This window comes from Serratia sp. root2 (assembly GCF_031931805.1).
Lineage (GTDB): Bacteria > Pseudomonadota > Gammaproteobacteria > Enterobacterales > Enterobacteriaceae > Serratia > Serratia inhibens.
The window spans coordinates 1,716,583-1,728,319 of record NZ_JAUJXB010000001.1 but is presented as its reverse complement, the minus strand read 5'-3'; the positions used below and the strand labels follow the sequence as shown (position 1 = coordinate 1,728,319).

Sequence of the window (11,737 nt, the reverse complement as noted above, 5' to 3'; positions counted from 1 at the left end):
AACAGAAAACCCCGCTTTGGCGGGGTTTTTTTGTTATCACTGCGCTTGTTCACCAGGTAAATGTCTCACCGGCATAAATAATCGTCCTTTGATTACGTGGCATTCATTATCGATCCAATGGATGATTTGTTCACGGCTCACGCCTTCGGATTGCGCGTAGCGGTGAAGATCGCCGTTAAAGTGCTGAGTGATATATTCCATGAGGGTCATTTGCATGTCTTTTGCTCCTGAACGCCCACCCGTTGCCAACTGGCCACCGCGGGAGGTTAAGGTTTCTCAGACGCTGAATTTAAAGTATTGGCTACCAAATCTCAACATAAAGCACCAGGATGGTGCGACAGGCGTCAAATTTAGTAAAAAAAGAATCCCGCACGGAGAGGCGGGAAGCATTCAGTTTATCATTCTGGACGATAAAATAAGATTTTGAGGTGCGACGAAAAAGAGCAGACTAACTCTTTTTAGTACCTTTTCAAGGTACTGTAAGGCTTATTTTGCTGCAAGAAAAATCTTGTCGCTAGGTTCGGTTTTTTCGAATAGTTTTGCGCTGGAATAATCTTTCATCACTCTCCTTGCTCTGGCCGGTCCGGTCGCCTTTTCATGGCTCACAATCTCGGAGTTTTCCTTATCCTTTATGGGGGGAATTACCGCTATAGTTAATGTAATACCCCAGGCAGGAAGTCATAGCATGAACAAAAAACGTACAACTCTCACGGCACTGGCGCTGATTGTCTCGCTGGGTCTGTCTTCTGCGCCAGTGTTCGCCGATAAAGGCGGCAATGGCAACGGCAACGGCGGTGGGCACGGTAATAGTCAAGGCAACGGTGGCGGTAATGGTCACGGCAACAGCGGCAAAGGCAATAGCGGCGACCACGTCAAAGGCAATAAAGACAAGGGCCATAAAGCCAAAGGTGACGAACGCGATCTGGTGTCGGTCAATATCTCTCACGATCGGGTACGTTCGCTTGCGCTGAATTACGGCCTGACCGGTTATCGTTCTTTGCCGCCGGGCATCGCCAAGAACCTGGCACGCGGCAAACCGCTGCCTCCAGGCATCGCCAAGAAAATGGTGCCTTCTTCAATGCTGCGCGATCTGCCGTCCTATCCGGGTTACGAATGGCGTATTGCCGGTAACGATCTGGTGTTGGTGGCATTGAGCACCGCCATTGTAGCTTCGGTGATTAACGGCGTGTTTGACTGACGCCCGGCGTCTTCGACTCAAAGCCTCGCTTCGGCGGGGCTTTTTTCTTTCCGATGGAGAGTTGCCTGAGCGGTGGCGACTGTGATGAACTCTGTTTTCATTTGGGTAAACAAAAAGGAAGGCGTTATGTTCAGAGCGTTATTGTTCGCCTGCTGTCTGGCCAGTTTTTCGGCGCTGGCAGGCGACGGGGGGACGCTGGGCGAATTGGTCAACCAGCGTCTGGCTTATATGAAAGACGTCGCCGGTTACAAAGCTCGGCAGCACTTGCCGATCGAGGATCTTGCCCAGGAAGCCAAGGTGCTGGCCAGTACGGAGGCGGAGGCGGGCAGATTAGGGTTGGACCCGCTCTCGGTGCGGCCGTTTATCGTGGCGCAGATGGATGCCGCCAAGGCGATTCAGTACCGCTATCGCGCAGACTGGCTGGCGACGCCGGAAAGCGGTTGGCAACCGCGCCCGCTGGACAGCGTGCGGCCTCAGATCGCCGAGCTAAGCAACCGCATTCTGCAACGGCTGGCGCAGCAATTAAAAGCCGGGCCATTGACAGAACAGGCACGGAGCGCTTTTGTCAGCACCATCAGTCAGGCTAATCTCAGCGAAGCCGACAAGCAGCGGTTGTTCACCGCCTTGCTGGCAGTCAGGGCCGGCAAGATGGGGTGAGCGGCGTGGCTAATCGTGGCTGGCGCTGCCGCGCTGAAAAGTCAGTACCCGGCTGCGGTTGGCTATCAGATCCACGCTGTAACCGCGAAAATACAGACAAAAGCGCTTTAGCCACGGGCCGTCGCTACTTTCTACCAGCATGCGGCCGTGGCCAAGCGAACTGATAGTGCCGGTCTGCGCCGCCGGACCCACGCCGATGTGCACCCGATCGCCGCAAATCTCGAAGGCGGTGCGGTATTGTGGATGATACCAGAGACCCTGTATGTGTTTCAGACAGTCGCCGTTGGGCGTTACCGGCAGGAAGCTGCGCGCCACGTGGCCCACTTCGCCTTCAACCGCTTCACCGGTCCATTTCAGCCGCATTGGCATATGGGCAGAAAGCGACACCGCATAGCCGTCATCGGCCTGGTAAAGCGGTTCGCCGATCCCCAAATAGCTAAGGTTACCGTCTTTCACCTCCAGCCAGTAAGGCTCTGCCACCGTGGCGTAAATGCCGTCGGGAATGGCGGTGCTGCGCTGCGGCAGTGCCTCGTCGAGCAGGGCGGCCATCACCTGTAGCGCCATGCCAAAGCTGTCGCAATCCTCGCGGTTGGCCACCAGCGCTACCCCAGCCTGCCGATCGGGCGTCAGCAGAAAATAGCTTTTGTAACCGGCATGCGAACCGCCGTGGCCCAGTAAAGAATGCGAGCCGAGCGAGGTATGCGCCAATCCCAGACCGTAAGCGCTGAGCTGGCCCTGATTGAGCCGCCGCGGGGCGCCAAGCTGCGCCAACACGCCGTGGCCCGGGCCTTCATCAGCCAGCAGCGTTTGCAGCCAGCGGGTGAGGGCATTGGCGCTGCCGGCCAGGCTGCCGGAGGCGGACAGGTGCAGGCCGGCGCTGGCCAGTTGCCAACCCTGCGGGGAACGCCAGTAGCCGGGCGACAGCCCGGGCACCACGTCAAACCAGCTTTCCGGCGCCCGCAACTGAACCTGCAGCGGCTTGGCAATATGCTGTTGCACCAGTTGTTCGAAGTCATAACCTTTGGCTTTTAGCGCCGCTTCAACCAACCGGTATCCGGTATTGGTGTAGGCCACTTCGCTGCCGGACGGATAATTTAGCCCGCGCAGCCCCTGCAGGAACTGCATCACCGGTTGTGCATCGCTGCGCGTATGTACCGAGATACCGAGCAGCCCCAGTGTTTCGCGCACGTCGGGCAATCCGCTGGTCATGTCCAACGCCTGGCCGACGGTCACCTCTGCCAACGGGGCATGCAGATCAGGCAGCAAATCGCCGAGGCGATCGTGCAGACTGAGGGCGTTATCGGTGGCGTTGAGCGCCAATGCGGCGAAGATGTGCTTGGTAATCGAGGCGTAGCGCACCACGCTGTCGGCGGTAAAGGGGGTATTTTGCGCCAGGTCGGCCAGGCCGGCGCTGGCGGTTGCCCGTATCTGCCTGGCATCGAACAGGGTCATTGCCCCACCGGGTTCGCCATCGAAGCGCCAATTCGCCAACAGACGATCGGCAACGGCCTGTGCGGCACGCCAGTTTAACGGGGTTTCAGACATGGTAGCCTCCAGAGTGGGTGATCAATTTTGGGCCTTGCTCCGCACACCCGCCCCCTGGCAGTCAAGGTTGCCGGGGAAAGGTTTACGGGGTTTATTGCCGGGCAACGGCCGGGCTTTTCGGCAGATTGTGGCGTACCGTGCAATCCCTATGCCGCTGTTTTGTGCGCTGTTCCGACCAGATACAAGGGTTTTCACTCAAACTGCGATGCAGTACGCAAATTGAAACGGGTACAGGAAAGGAGGCATGATTTATGCCAAAAAATCAGGAGGCGAAGTGACGTCTTGGTGACGCCGGGGCAAGGGAGTCGCCCCGGCTTGGGCATAGGCGGTGGGTTAACGTGGTAGCTCGCAGGACAGCAGGCTATCGATCATTTGCTTCAGCAGGCGTTGCAAAGCGGCCGCTCGCTGTGGCTCAAAGGCAAAGGGGTATTGCTCGGACATGTAATTGACCTGTGCCAGCTCCAGCTGAATCGCATGCTGCTGTTGCTGCGGCTGGCCATAAGCACGGGTGATGTATCCGCCTTTAAAACGGCCGTTAAGCACGTGCGTAAACTGCTGTTGCCGTTCGCAGCAGGCAACCAGACGATCGCTCAGCGCCGGGGCGCAGCTTTCACCGCCGTTGGTACCCAGGTTGAGATCCGGCAGCTTACCGTCGAACAGCCGTGGGATCACCGAGGCGATGGAGTGCGCATCGAACAATAGCGCGTAGCCGTGTTTGGCTTTCAGTCGCGCCAGTTCATCCTGCAGTTGCTGGTGGTAGGGCTGCCAGATTTGCTGCAAATAGCCGGCGCGCTCATCGTCCGACGGCGCTTTGCCCGGCAAAAAACTCGGGCGGCCGTCAAACAGCACATCAGGGTACAGGCCGGTGGTGGCGGTGGTATACAGCGGCTTATCGTCGGCCGGGCGGTTAAGATCGATGACAAAGCGCGAGTAGTTGCCGACCAGCACACTGGCACCCATAGCGCGGGCAAAATCATACAACTGCGGGATGTGCCAGTCGGTATCGGGCAGCGGCCGAGCCTCTTCGGTCAAACCGGCTTCGACCGCCGGCGTCAATCGGGTGCCGGCATGGGGAATGCTGATCAGCAGTGGCAGGCTGCCGGCCTGAAAATCATAGGGATCGCGAATGGTCATTGACGTACTTCTCCTCGGAAAATCACCGTACAGGGCAGTTGTCCGCCCAACCAGTAAGCCAGTTCAGCCGGCCGGGAAATCGGCCAGTGTACAAAATCCGCCACCTTGCCGGCTTCCAGCGTGCCGTGACTCTCTTGCAGGCCCAGCGCTTTGGCCGCGTGAACCGTGACGCCTGCCAGCGCTTCTTCCGGCGTCAGGCGGAACAGCGTGCAAGCCATGTTGATCATCAGGCGCAGCGACAGCGCCGGCGAAGTGCCTGGGTTGGCATCGCTGGCGATTGCCATGGCCACCCGGTGCTTGCGGAACAGATCCACCGGCGGGCACTGGGTTTCGCGCAGCAGGTAATAAGCGCCGGGCAGCAGCACCGCGACGGTGCCGGCATCGCCCATCGCACGGGCGTCTTGCTCAGTGGCATATTCCAGGTGATCGGCGGAGAGAGCATGGTGATGCGCCGCCAGCTCGCTGCCGCCGAGGGCGGAAAGCTGTTCGGCGTGCAGCTTCACCGGCAGGCCGACGGCTTCGGCGGCGGCGAACACCCGCTCAACCTGCGCCGGTGAGAACGCCAGATGCTCGCAGAAGGCGTCGACCGCGTCTGCCAGCCCGGCTGCGGCGGCCTGAGGAATAATGGTATTGCACACCAGATCGATGTAGTCGTCGGCGCGGTTGGCGTATTCCGGCGGCAGCGCGTGGGCCGCCAGGCAGGTGGTTTTCACCTCAACCGGCAGCATGTCGCCAAGCCGGCGCGCCACGCGCAGCATTTTCAGTTCGCTTTCCGGCGTCAGCCCGTAACCGGACTTGATCTCCACGCAGGTTACGCCTTCCGCCAACAGGGGCCGTAAACGGAACAGCGCTTGCTCGAGCAGCGCCTCTTCGTCGGCGTCGCGGGTGGCTTTGACGGTGGAAATGATGCCGCCGCCTTGAGCTGCGATCTCGGCATAACTTACGCCGTTCAGGCGCTGTTCGAATTCGCCGCTGCGGTTGCCGCCGAACACCAGATGGGTATGGCAGTCGACAAAGCCCGGCGTGATGATACCGCCGTCGAATCTCACCGTTTCATCCGCTGTCAGCCCCGCAGGCAGCGCCGCATATTCGCCCACCCAGACGATTTTGCCTGCGCGCACGGCGATCGCGCCATCGCTGAGGGTGTGATACTTGCCGTCGCGCATGGTGACGATGTCGGCCCCGTGCCACAGGCTGTCGCAGTGAATCTCAGACGTCATTGCTTTCCTCCGCCGGAGCCTTGGCTCCCACATGGTTGTATATACAATTAAAAACAACCTAGCGCATTCACCGGTTTGTCACAAGAGGCGGGGTAAAAATTTGTTATCGGGATGTGATCGCGAAGAGAGAGCGGGCGCAAAGGCTGCACCCGCGGGGGAATTAAACGTCGCTGGTGAAACGGCCAAACAGTTGGTAGCGGCTGCCGGGATACAACAGGCGCGCCGAGGTGACTACGTTTTTGCCGGACCAGGTGCGGCGGTGAATCAACAGACCCGGTTCGTGATCTTCCAGTTGCAGCAGGTCGCGCTCCTGGCGGGTCGGTACTACCGCTTCCACAATGTGTTCGCCGGCGGTCAGCGGGGCGGCTTGCGTCAGGTAGATATACGGCGTAACGCGGTCGAAATCCTGCTTCATGTAATCGGGCGCGACCACCGGATTGACGCAGCGGTCTTCCACCTGCACCGGCAGATCATTTTCGTAATGCACGATCTGCGAATAGAACAGCTGCTGGCCGGGTTGGATACCTAATGCCAGCGCTTCTTCCTCGCTGGCCGGCCGCGCTTTCAGTTGCAGGATCTTGCTGCTGTGGCGATGGCCGCGTGCGGCGATTTCGTCGGCGATGTTATGCACTTCCAGCAGCGCGGTATGCGCTTTGGCCTCGGCGACGAAGGTGCCGACGCCCTGCATGCGGATCAGGAAACCTTCGCTGGTCAGCTCGCGCAGTGCGCGGTTGATGGTCATGCGGCTGACGCCCAGTTCCGCCACCAGTTCACTTTCAGAGGGCACACGCTGGTGCGGCAGCCAATGGCCCGCACGGATTTGGTTTACGATCGCCTGCTTGACCCTTTGGTAGATCGGGGCGGGGGTATCGCTCATTGCAGCAGCCAGTTGTAACAGGGTCTGTTGATCAACCACGACGTTAACCTCGTCAAATAAAAAAATAATAACACCAGTTTACTGTTGATGCTGGCGTATGTATATGTATATACAACTAGGGGCCGGTTCGCCACAGCAATGCGATGGGCCTGTGCATTTTCGGATGCGTGATCTTCGCGCGTTATTAGCCATTACACTAACAGTGGAATACTGCCATGCCTGCTTATTTTGCCTCACGCGCTCTGCTCCCTGAGGGGTGGGCGCATAACGTCCGCCTGGACGTCGATGCGCACGGTCACCTGGCACAGGTGATTGCCGATTCAGATCCCGAAGGCTGCATTCGCCTGCACGGCGATGTGGTGCCGGGCATGCCGAACCTGCATTCCCACGCCTTTCAGCGTGCGATGGCCGGGCTGGCAGAGGTCGCGGGCAACCCGCAGGACAGTTTCTGGACCTGGCGCGATCTGATGTATCGCCTGGTGCAGCGACTGACTCCGGAGCAGGTGGAAGTTATCGCCCGACAACTGTATATCGAAATGCTGAAGGGAGGATATACCCAGGTTGCCGAGTTCCACTATCTGCATCATGGCGCCGACGGCAACCCTTATGCCGATCGCGGTGAAATGACCGGCCGGCTCAGCCAGGCGGCGCAGCAGGCGGGGATAGGCATGACCCTGTTGCCGGTGCTGTACAGCTATGCCGGTTTTGGCGCCCAGCCCGCCCAAGCCGGGCAAAAACGTTTTATTCAGGATGCGGACAGCTACCTGCAACAGCAGCAGGTGATTGCCCGTCAGGTGGCGAACCAACCGCTGCAAAACCAGGGGCTGTGCTTCCACTCCTTGCGGGCGGTAGAGCTGAGCCAGATGCAACAGATCCTGGCGGCGTCGGACAGCGCCTTGCCGGTGCATATCCATATCGCCGAGCAGCAAAAAGAGGTCAACGATTGCCTGGCCTGGAGCGGCCAACGCCCGGTGGCCTGGCTGTATGAGCACATGCCGGTGGACTCGCGTTGGTGCCTGGTGCACGCCACCCATCTCGATCGCGCGGAGCTGGAGCAATTGGCGCGCAGCCAGGCGGTGGCTGGCCTGTGCCTGACCACCGAGGCCAACCTGGGCGATGGCATTTTCCCCGGTGACGCCTATCTGCACCATCAGGGCCGCTGGGGCATAGGTTCCGACAGCCACGTGTCGCTCAACGTGGTAGAAGAGTTGCGCTGGTTCGAATACGGCCAGCGGCTGCGCGATCAGCGCCGTAACCGCCTGACCACGCCACAACAACCGGCGGTGGCTGACGTGCTGTACCAACAGGCATTGCAGGGTGGGGCGCAGGCCTGTGGCACCCCGATTGGCCGTTTGCAGAGCGGTTACCGCGCCGACTGGCTGGTACTCGATGGCGACGATCCTTATCTGGCCGCCGCACCCGATGCCTCGATCCTCAACCGCTGGCTGTTCGCCGGCGGCAAAGAACAAATCCGCGATGTCTTCGTCGGCGGCCGCCAGGTGATCGAACAGGGGCGTCACGCGTTGCAACGGCAGAGCAGCGCGGAATTCCTGCAGGTGCTGAAAACTTTCCAGCAGGAGGCGTGATGAGCCTGACCCGTTTTGATTTTGATTCCCTGCCGGTGACGCCCTGGCGCAACGGCGGCGGCGAAACCCGTGAGATCGCCTGTTGGCCACCGGGTGCGCAGGATTTCGACTGGCGCGCCAGCATTGCCACCATCGCGCAGGACGGCCCGTTTTCGGCATTTGACGGCATCGACCGCTCGATTACTCTGCTGGAGGGCGACGGCGTGCATTTGTTCAGCGCGGGGCAAATCGATCACCGGTTGTCGCAGGTCGGCGAGCCCTTTGCCTTTTCCGGCGACGTGGCGTTGGACGCCAGGCTGCTGGGCGGCGCCAGCCAGGATTTTAACATCATGACCCGGCGTGGGCGCTGGGTGGCCAAGGTGCAACGCATCACCGCCGGCGTGACCTTGCCGGCGGGCCACGCCGGTGTGCTGTATGTGCTGCGGGGAACCTGGTCGCTGGCGGGTGGCATCACGCTGGCTGCACGCCAGGGCGGCTGGTGGCCGGCCGAACAGCACGACGGGCAACTGATGCCGCTGGCGAAAGAAAGCCTGGCCCTGTGGGCCGATATTCACCCGGTTTAATCCGCTCATCCGGCAGGCGGCGCCCTTGCTCCAATTAGGTGCGCCGCCTGCGCCATCATGATTCACCCGCATCCGCCATCCCCGCGCCTGAAATCCTTTTTTCCGCCGTCCACGCCGCTTGCGCGTTTGGCACAGTCTTTGCTCCAGTCACTTCGCTTGTATAGACAAGATTATACAGAGCCATTCTGGCGCCCGCGGTGGGGCGTTTTATCGGCAAGACAGGAGCACAGCATGAGCAAGGGCTTTTCCGTGAAAACGGCAATGGGGACACTTTCGATCCTGGCAGCAGCGACAGGATTTTGCGGTTTGACGGCCGCGCAGGCGGCCGATACGCCGGTGGCGATCGGCATCTCCGGCTGGACCGGCTTCGCCCCGTTAACGCTGGCAGACAAGGCGGGGATTTTCAAAAAGCATGGCCTGGATGTCGATCTGAAAATGATCCCGCAGAAAGACCGCCATCTGGCGATCGCCTCCGGTGGGGTGCAGTGCGCCGCCACCACGGTGGAAACCTACGTCGCCTGGAACGCCAACGGCGTGCCAATCACGCAAATCGTGCAGTTGGACAAATCCTACGGGGCCGACGGGCTGGCGGTGCGTAACGGCATCAGTAGCGTGGCGCAGTTGAAGGGCAAGACGGTGGGCGTCGATGCACCCGGCACCTCCTCCTATTTTGCGCTGGCATGGATCCTGGACAAAAACCACATGACGCTGAAAGACGTCAAGCTGGCCACCTTGTCACCGCAGGCGGCGGCGCAGGCTTTCAATGCCGGGCAGAACGACGCGGCGATGACCTACGAACCTTACCTGTCGACGGTCCGCGACAACCCCAAGCAGGGCAAAATCCTGGCCACCACGCTGGATTACCCGATGGTGATGGATACGTTGGGCTGTACGCCTGACTGGCTGAAGAAAAACCCGCAGGCGGCGAAAGCGCTGGTGGAGAGCTATTTCGACGCGCTGGACATGATCAAGGCGCAGCCGGATAAATCCTACGAAATCATGGGGGCGGCGGTGAAGTCCAGCGGCAAGCAGTTTGCCGAGTCCGCCGGCTACCTGCGTTGGCAGGATCGCGAGCAGAACCGCAAGTTCTTCAGCGGTGAAATCGCCGATTTCAGCAAAGAGGCCGCGGCGCTGCTGCTGGAAATGCGCGTGATCCGCAAACTGCCGGACATCGGCACGCTGTATGACGCCAGCTACGTAAACCAGCCATGAAGGAGGAGTCCGAAATGAATTCACCCCTCAGTCCAGTGGCGGAATTGGAACGGGAGCCTGCGGCGCTGCCGCCTGCCAAGCCGCATTGGCATAACCCGATGATGGTGCCGTTACGGCCGGTTGCCGGGCGCCTGCGCGGGTTTCTCGGCCTGGCCTTTTTCGCGCTGTTTGTGGCGCTGTGGGGGCTGGCGACCTTCACCGGGCTGGTGTCGCCGACGTTTCTGGCCGATCCGCTCACCATGCTGCGCGAAGGCGTACTGTTGTTCACCGAGTACGATTTCTCGCTGGATATCGGCATGACGGTGTTCCGGGTGCTGAGCGGTTTCCTGCTGGCGGCGGCCATTGCGGTGCCGCTCGGCATTATGATGGGTTCGTACAAACTGGTGGAAGCGTTTCTCGAACCCTTCGTTTCGTTTTGCCGTTATCTGCCGGCATCGGCGTTTGTGCCGCTGCTGATCCTGTGGGCCGGTATCGGCGAAATGCAAAAAATTCTGGTGATCTTTATCGGCTCATTCTTCCAGATAGTGCTGATGGTGGCGGTGACCGTCGGCGCCGCCCGGCGCGATCTGGTGGAGGCGGCCTATACCCTGGGCGCCTCCAATCGCAGCGTGGTACGAAGGGTGCTGATCCCTGGCGCGGCGCCGGAGATTGCCGAACTGCTGCGTCTGGTGCTCGGCTGGGCCTGGACCTACGTGATTGTCGCCGAACTGATTGGTTCTTCCAGCGGTATCGGCCACATGATTGTCGACAGTCAGGCGCTGTTGAACACCGGGCAGATTATCTTCGGCATTATCGTTATCGGCTGTATCGGTCTGCTGTCCGATCTGCTGTTCAAGGCGGCTAACAAACGCCTGTTTATCTGGAGTTCTCTGCGATGAAAGCCGACAAGCTCAATGTCAGAAACGTATCGCGGATTTTTACCGGGCCGCATGGCGAGCAGACGCAGGCGCTGCTGCCGGTCGATTACCAGGTGCAGGAGAATGATTTCATCACCATTCTCGGGCCTTCCGGCTGCGGCAAATCCACGCTGCTGCGCATCATTGCCGGGCTGGACAGCCCGACGCAGGGGGAGGTGTGGCTGGATGGCCAGCGGGTAGAGGGGCCAGGCGCCGATCGCGGCATGGTATTTCAGAGCTATACGCTGTTCCCGTGGCTCACGGTGGAGCAGAACATCCGTTTTGGCCTGCAGGAACGCGGTGTGGGCGCGGCGCAGCAGAAAGAACGCAGCGACTATTTCATCAACAAGGTCGGGTTGCGCGGTTTTGAACGGCATTTCCCGCGCCAGCTTTCCGGCGGCATGCAACAGCGCACCGCCATCGCCCGCGCGTTGGCCAACGATCCGAAAATCCTGCTGATGGACGAACCTTTCGGCGCGCTGGATAACCAGACGCGGGTGATGATGCAAGAGCTGTTGCTCAACATCTGGGAAGCCTCGCGCAAGACGGTGCTGTTCGTGACGCACGACATCGATGAAGCGATTTTTATGGCCAACAAGGTGGCGATTTTCAGCGCGCGCCCGGGGCGGATCAAAACCGAAGTGCCGGTCAATTTCCCGCATCCGCGCGATTACACCCTGAAAACGTCGCCGGAGTTTATGGCGATCAAGGCGCAGGTCACGGAAGAGGTCCGCAGCGAAACGTTGCAAAGCCTGCACTAAACCCCGTCAGACCATGAAACCTTCCCATTCGCCGGGAAGGGGTTCATGCGCTTTTTGACTTTACCGATACTCAACCCATGAGGTGAGG

12 protein-coding genes are annotated in these 11,737 nt (G+C 60.0%); 7 read left to right on the top strand and 5 right to left on the bottom strand.

Annotated elements, in window-relative coordinates; translation table 11 throughout:
• Nucleotides 1-36 precede the first annotated feature (36 nt).
• Entirely contained in the window at nucleotides 37-216 is a 180-nt protein-coding gene (locus QZQ97_RS07765; RefSeq protein WP_006324851.1) for a hypothetical protein, read from the bottom strand.
• A 469-nt stretch (nucleotides 217-685) separates the two neighbouring features.
• Here QZQ97_RS07765 and QZQ97_RS07760 point away from each other — a divergent pair, with 469 nt between their 5' ends.
• Together QZQ97_RS07760 and QZQ97_RS07755 are read left to right on the top strand one after the other, a co-directional pair.
• On the top strand, nucleotides 686-1,198 hold the full coding sequence (locus tag QZQ97_RS07760; protein ID WP_311992978.1) for an anti-virulence regulator CigR family protein: 513 nt from the start codon (nucleotides 686-688) through the stop codon (nucleotides 1,196-1,198).
• 126 nt (nucleotides 1,199-1,324) lie between these two features.
• Complete coding sequence (locus QZQ97_RS07755) at nucleotides 1,325-1,855, top strand: chorismate mutase (RefSeq protein WP_311992977.1); 531 nt, start codon at nucleotides 1,325-1,327, stop codon at nucleotides 1,853-1,855.
• 9 nt (nucleotides 1,856-1,864) lie between these two features.
• On the opposite strand, the gene QZQ97_RS07750 is transcribed toward QZQ97_RS07755, so the two are convergent.
• From QZQ97_RS07750 to hutC, 4 genes are all read right to left on the bottom strand, one after another.
• Nucleotides 1,865-3,400, bottom strand: a complete 1,536-nt coding sequence (locus tag QZQ97_RS07750; RefSeq protein ID WP_311992976.1) for a serine hydrolase domain-containing protein — start codon at nucleotides 3,398-3,400, stop codon at nucleotides 1,865-1,867.
• A gap of 333 nt (nucleotides 3,401-3,733) precedes the next feature.
• The gene (gene hutG, locus QZQ97_RS07745; RefSeq protein ID WP_311992975.1) at nucleotides 3,734-4,534 is read right to left on the bottom strand and encodes an N-formylglutamate deformylase; all 801 of its coding nucleotides are present in this window, start codon (nucleotides 4,532-4,534) and stop codon (nucleotides 3,734-3,736) included.
• Nucleotides 4,531-5,754, bottom strand: coding sequence for an imidazolonepropionase (gene hutI / locus QZQ97_RS07740; protein WP_311992974.1), 1,224 nt, complete (start codon nucleotides 5,752-5,754; stop codon nucleotides 4,531-4,533). Before hutI ends, hutG begins: the two co-directional genes overlap by 4 nt.
• 160 nt (nucleotides 5,755-5,914) lie before the next feature.
• Nucleotides 5,915-6,631, bottom strand: a complete 717-nt coding sequence (gene hutC / locus QZQ97_RS07735) for a histidine utilization repressor (RefSeq protein ID WP_208295248.1) — start codon at nucleotides 6,629-6,631, stop codon at nucleotides 5,915-5,917.
• Nucleotides 6,632-6,846: 215 nt separating this feature from the next.
• Here hutC and QZQ97_RS07730 point away from each other — a divergent pair, with 215 nt between their 5' ends.
• From QZQ97_RS07730 to QZQ97_RS07710, 5 genes are all read left to right on the top strand, one after another.
• Nucleotides 6,847-8,217: a formimidoylglutamate deiminase gene (locus QZQ97_RS07730; RefSeq protein WP_311992973.1), complete on the top strand. Its 1,371-nt coding sequence runs from the start codon at nucleotides 6,847-6,849 to the stop codon at nucleotides 8,215-8,217.
• A complete protein-coding gene (locus tag QZQ97_RS07725) occupies nucleotides 8,217-8,780 on the top strand; it encodes a HutD/Ves family protein (protein ID WP_311992972.1) in 564 nt (187 codons plus the stop codon). The genes QZQ97_RS07730 and QZQ97_RS07725 overlap by 1 nt, the downstream gene beginning before the upstream one ends.
• Before the next feature lie 231 nt (nucleotides 8,781-9,011).
• Nucleotides 9,012-9,992, top strand: a complete 981-nt coding sequence (locus tag QZQ97_RS07720; RefSeq protein WP_311992971.1) for an ABC transporter substrate-binding protein — start codon at nucleotides 9,012-9,014, stop codon at nucleotides 9,990-9,992.
• A gap of 14 nt (nucleotides 9,993-10,006) precedes the next feature.
• Nucleotides 10,007-10,870, top strand: coding sequence for an ABC transporter permease (locus tag QZQ97_RS07715; protein WP_311992970.1), 864 nt, complete (start codon nucleotides 10,007-10,009; stop codon nucleotides 10,868-10,870).
• A complete protein-coding gene (locus QZQ97_RS07710) occupies nucleotides 10,867-11,649 on the top strand; it encodes an ABC transporter ATP-binding protein (protein WP_311992969.1) in 783 nt (260 codons plus the stop codon). The genes QZQ97_RS07715 and QZQ97_RS07710 overlap by 4 nt, the downstream gene beginning before the upstream one ends.
• The last annotated feature ends 88 nt before the right edge of the window (nucleotides 11,650-11,737 follow it).

Bases quoted from the DNA above. Each gene is read 5' to 3' on its own strand.
- QZQ97_RS07760 (WP_311992978.1), top strand. From the start codon at position 686: ATGAACAAAAAACGTACAACTCTCACGGCACTGGCGCTGATTGTCTCG.
- QZQ97_RS07730 (WP_311992973.1), top strand. From the start codon at position 6,847: ATGCCTGCTTATTTTGCCTCACGCGCTCTGCTCCCTGAGGGGTGGGCG.
- QZQ97_RS07755 (WP_311992977.1), top strand. From the start codon at position 1,325: ATGTTCAGAGCGTTATTGTTCGCCTGCTGTCTGGCCAGTTTTTCGGCG.
- hutG (WP_311992975.1), bottom strand. From the start codon at position 4,534: ATGACCATTCGCGATCCCTATGATTTTCAGGCCGGCAGCCTGCCACTG.
- QZQ97_RS07710 (WP_311992969.1), top strand. From the start codon at position 10,867: ATGAAAGCCGACAAGCTCAATGTCAGAAACGTATCGCGGATTTTTACC.
- QZQ97_RS07750 (WP_311992976.1), bottom strand. From the start codon at position 3,400: ATGTCTGAAACCCCGTTAAACTGGCGTGCCGCACAGGCCGTTGCCGAT.
- QZQ97_RS07725 (WP_311992972.1), top strand. From the start codon at position 8,217: ATGAGCCTGACCCGTTTTGATTTTGATTCCCTGCCGGTGACGCCCTGG.
- hutI (WP_311992974.1), bottom strand. From the start codon at position 5,754: ATGACGTCTGAGATTCACTGCGACAGCCTGTGGCACGGGGCCGACATC.
- QZQ97_RS07720 (WP_311992971.1), top strand. From the start codon at position 9,012: ATGAGCAAGGGCTTTTCCGTGAAAACGGCAATGGGGACACTTTCGATC.
- hutC (WP_208295248.1), bottom strand. From the start codon at position 6,631: ATGAGCGATACCCCCGCCCCGATCTACCAAAGGGTCAAGCAGGCGATC.
- QZQ97_RS07765 (WP_006324851.1), bottom strand. From the start codon at position 216: ATGCAAATGACCCTCATGGAATATATCACTCAGCACTTTAACGGCGAT.
- QZQ97_RS07715 (WP_311992970.1), top strand. From the start codon at position 10,007: ATGAATTCACCCCTCAGTCCAGTGGCGGAATTGGAACGGGAGCCTGCG.